5 protein-coding genes are annotated in these 4,339 nt (G+C 41.3%); 4 read left to right on the forward strand and 1 reads right to left on the reverse strand.

The annotated features are described in order from the left end of the window. Positions 1–462: 462 nt before the first annotated feature. The 4 genes from EDD59_RS17435 (at position 463) to EDD59_RS17450 (ending at position 3,609) form a co-directional block, all read left to right on the forward strand. A complete protein-coding gene (locus EDD59_RS17435) occupies positions 463–651 on the forward strand; it encodes a hypothetical protein (RefSeq protein WP_132384224.1) in 189 nt (62 codons plus the stop codon). Between the two features lie 150 nt (positions 652–801). Beyond that, positions 802–1,887: a cobalt-precorrin 5A hydrolase gene (locus tag EDD59_RS17440; protein WP_132384226.1), complete on the forward strand. Its 1,086-nt coding sequence runs from the start codon at positions 802–804 to the stop codon at positions 1,885–1,887. Positions 1,888–2,171: 284 nt separating this feature from the next. Next, positions 2,172–2,759 carry a DUF6323 family protein gene (locus EDD59_RS17445; protein WP_330572229.1) on the forward strand — a complete coding sequence of 196 codons (588 nt, stop codon included), beginning with the start codon at positions 2,172–2,174 and terminating at the stop codon, positions 2,757–2,759. Between the two features lie 40 nt (positions 2,760–2,799). Continuing rightward, positions 2,800–3,609: a DUF6179 domain-containing protein gene (locus EDD59_RS17450; protein ID WP_132384228.1), complete on the forward strand. Its 810-nt coding sequence runs from the start codon at positions 2,800–2,802 to the stop codon at positions 3,607–3,609. Here the strand turns inward: EDD59_RS17450 and EDD59_RS17455 are convergent. After that, the gene (locus EDD59_RS17455; protein ID WP_132384230.1) at positions 3,606–4,181 is read right to left on the reverse strand and encodes a TetR/AcrR family transcriptional regulator C-terminal domain-containing protein; all 576 of its coding nucleotides are present in this window, start codon (positions 4,179–4,181) and stop codon (positions 3,606–3,608) included. The genes EDD59_RS17450 and EDD59_RS17455 overlap by 4 nt on opposite strands. Positions 4,182–4,339 lie beyond the last annotated feature (158 nt).

Here is a 4,339-nt window from a genome sequence, read left to right on the forward strand (position 1 = left end):
GTATGGATTTTTCGAAATGGATCAATAATGAATTTATCCCGAATAATAAAAATTATAAATGGATAAAGGAAGTAAGCAGTAAGTCGGTAAAGCAAGCAAATGTAAGTATGTACGGTTGGCTAGACCGGAATTTACGACTGTGGATTATACAAGAACTTGTGAGTAGTGTCTGATTAATCAGAGTGAAAGCATATAGGTTGAAGCAGTAAAATTCTCGATATGGGTATATTTATCCATATTTCGAGTGGCAGATGTCAGACGACTCTTAGCGGAGAATAATATTGATTACAACGTTAAAACAATAAATCGGAAAAGCCCGTCCCCGTTTTCTGCAGACACACGGGTGAGAACGGGAACATTAGGGGAAAGTTTAGAATTTGAATATGAATATGTGATTTATGTGAAGAAAGTTGATTTTGAAAAAGCAATTTCGGCTGTGAATTACTCAATGGAGGGGATGTAATGTTATTTTTAAGAGAAGCGAATATGGCCGATGCTGAGAAGGAATTTAAATTTATTACAGAGCTGCCGACGGATGAAAATGGTTTTACAAATAAGTTTTACAGGGTATCTAAAGAAGAATTTATTCAGACTGTGCTGCCTCAAATGATAAATGAATCAAAAGGTCTTGCTTTTAAACAGATAAATTAAAAAGGAAAATTAGCCCTTCCCAGCTGCCTGGGTAAGTATATTATTATTAATGTGTGGATGGTTATTTGGAGAAAGGGAATCGTATGATTTATCAACCCGTCGGTGCCACAATAATACAATGATGAATGAGAAGGGGGGACGTGAGAGGGTATGCACACAGGAACAAAAGCATTTGAAAACGAAAGCAAAATTGCCATATTCAGTTTCACCGAGGCGGGAAGCAGGCAGAACACTCCTGTAAGGAAGTTCTTGTCTTCAACAGGCTATCACTGTGAAAGCTATACAGTGGAGCGCTTTGCAGATGAGTTTGGAATGCATCCTCTGCCGGAAAATCTGAAGAGCTGGATAGGGGAGCGCTGGGGAAACTACACTTTTATATTTATAGGTGCCGTAGGAATTGGAGTTCGGTATATTGCTCCCTGGGTTGCAGATAAGTATACCGATTCGGCTGTCCTGTGTATAGATGAGAAGGGGAAATTCGTAATTCCAGTACTTTCCGGCCACGTGGGAGGCGCTGTGGAACTTGCCACTCTGCTTGCAGACGGCCTCGGTGCAGTGGCAGTTGTCACTACAGCCACGGATCTGCAAAATAAATTTGCAGTGGACGTATTTGCAAAAAAGAATCATCTCTACATCGACGACAGGGTACTTGCAAAAAAGATATCTGCCGCAGTGCTCCGGGGAGAGAGAGTTGGATTTTACAGCAGCTTTCCTATAGAAGGGAAAATCCCGGCAGAACTGCATCTTTGCAGCAGCTTAGAGGAATTATGCAGCCTGCCGCTGGGAATTGCGGTTGTGGACACTGCCAAAATAAAAGAAGTGAAAAATATTCTTTATCTCCCCCTTCAAATTTTTGTTATAGGATTAGGGTGCAGACGCGGAACAGCAAAGAAAGACTTGGAACAGAGACTGGAACAGCTTTTAGAAACACTCGGCATATCAAAGAATCAGATTGCAGCATTTACCAGTATTAATTTGAAACAGGATGAAGCAGGCATACTAAAGCTGGCGGAAGAGTATAAGGCTCCTTTTGTCACTTACAGTGCGGAAGAATTGCAGGATATAGACGCAGTCAGCTCCGAATCAGAATTTGTAAAACAAATTACGGGGGTTGATAATGTCTGTGAGAGAGCAGCCCAAAAATATGCGCCTAAAGGTGAAGTGATACAGAAAAAGATAAAAATGGATGGGGTGACATTTGCAGTGGTAAAAAACAGTGTAAAATTAGAGTTTTAGGGAGAAGCACAAACTATCTCTCTATTATCATATTACTACAAAACAAGTATTTTTTCAAGTCTTGTAAAGAGAAGCCCTCGGACGTATAATGACATATCATAACAGTTCAGCCATCAGCTCGATTCCACCCCAAGGGTACCGTCCTTGTTAAACAACCACACTACGGTTGCTAACCAAGGACATGTGCTGCGCTTCATCTCGTTGTGGCAGAGCGCCATATGAATTTTCGGCAGCATATGCATACGAAAGCAAGCTTTCTCCTGCCTACGCTGTCGAAAATTCGAATGGCTGAACTGTTACGACATATCACATATACGAGGGGTGGTTTTGTGAAAGAAGATATGTTTGAAATTCTGCAGCTGACAAATCAACGGAAGGAATTGGCAATTTTGTCTTCAATGAACCAAAAGACCGAAAGGTTTGGGCTGTCTCTGAGGGAGGAAGAGATGCATGAATTAATTGAATGTAGGAACCAAAGCCTCAAAGTGCACGGCAGGGTAGAATTTGGCGAGGGAATACTGGACAAAATCATTTATACATTTTGCGATTCGCAGTATATAAATCAGCAAAATTATCTTCAGAGTCTGGAAAAATTGGAGGATATCTTCTATGAGTTTAAAAATGCTGCATTGGAGCTTATGACAGATGATGAGATTCTTACATTTATGAAAGAACAGTTTGAGACGGTGTGTGCCGGTGACCTGGACTATTTAGAAGGGACGTGCATGGAAAACTTTACAGCAGCGGTACGGGCGGGATATGAAGGATATAAGAAGACCGGCGGAAGGGGTCAATACGAACAATTTGACGAGGTACCCCGCTGGGACAAAGATCTTTACATGCAGGTACTTAAAGAATTATTCTGGGAGTAGTCAGATAAGCAAAGAATCTGAATTCACGGGAGGAATTAAAGTGGACTATAAAATGGAGGAACTGCTGCCTGTTATGGCAAAACTGGCAAAGCGCTATACGTCCGGTGAAAGTACGTCTGTCTCTTACGATACTGCAAGGCGGCTTATGGAAGCTGTAGTATACTGTATAAAAGAATGTGAAACGGCAAATAAAGCTGTAATGCTTGAAGGACAGCGGGTGGACGGTATGACAGCATATGAGAGGGGGTACCGTATCGTGCTGGACAAGGCGGAGCAGGCAAAAGCAGTGTATCACCGGATGATTCTTAATTTTGAGGACTATGGCTGCCAGAATTATAGAGATACTATTTTAAAGGGGATACCTGCTTTTTTTCTGAAATACGATGCCAGATTTGAACCCCAGAATCATGTTTTGACGCTGGATTATCCCGTACTGAAACTATCTGACAGTGTGGCCGGAGCAGACCGGATCTTGGATTATTTGACTGAGGCAGAGTATGAGCAGATATTTCTCCAGAATTTTAACCGGGAGGCCGTCATAAATTTGCTGGAATATGTCCGGCCTGATTATGGCAGCCTGTATTTTGATAATCTTTGCATACCTGTCCTCATAAGGGCAGCTGGGTGTATGATAGGGGATGAGGATGTCTACAGTTTGAAATTGGACGGGAGAGGAGAACGGGAGGCAGCAGCTTACTTTTCAGAAATCAACCCGGAGACGGCTGGAAACAGGCTTGGCGGCCTGCTGGATATTTTGGAAAAAAAGGTTATGGGAGAAGCATACCGGGGAATATTTAGAAATTGTGCTCATGATCTTGCAGTGAGAATTCAAAATGGCAGCCGATTTTAGGATTTACTGTCGGGGAGATCAATCAGCTCCAGTATAGAATTATGGATAATATAATTGTATGCATCACAAACCTGCTCAGCGGAGTATGAGGAATCGTGGACAATCCAATGCTTCAGTGAACCGGTCAGGCCAAAGGTGTAAAATCTCAACATGACTTCTGAAGGAAATATCTCCAGTTCACCTGATGATTTCAGGGGATACTTATTCTTCAGAGACGTAAGCATATTAAATATAAAATGATGCATCAGTTCATCAAAAGAGTTGGGGCCTTCTATAGCGTACAACTTTTTATACAGCTCCTTATCTTTTTCCAGACAGTTGCACAGAAGGCGGAAAATATCCTCTTCCATATCATTATCAATCAGAATCTGTATCTTATCAGCCAGCTCCTTTTTCAAAATCCATTCCAGTATCTCATATTTATCCTGAAAATGTTTATAGAAGGTTGGACGGATTACTCCGGCGCCGTCAGTAATCATCTTAATTGTTATTTTTTCAAACGGAATCTGCATGATAAGCTCTTTGAAAGATGTGGTGAGTAAATCTTTTGTCAACTCTTTTTTGTCTTCCATAACCTCGTCCCCTTTTGAGTGCATTATATCAGACTTGAAAAGAACTCGTCAAGTTTGGGTATTCTTGAGTTTCCGCAGTTTTATCCACATAGACCTGAATTAAACCATGTCTTTATAAACAACTTTCAAAAAATGTCCCAAATATAAGGAATCTGATT

The sequence above is a fragment of the Muricomes intestini genome (assembly GCF_004346165.1).
GTDB lineage: Bacteria > Bacillota > Clostridia > Lachnospirales > Lachnospiraceae > Muricomes > Muricomes intestini.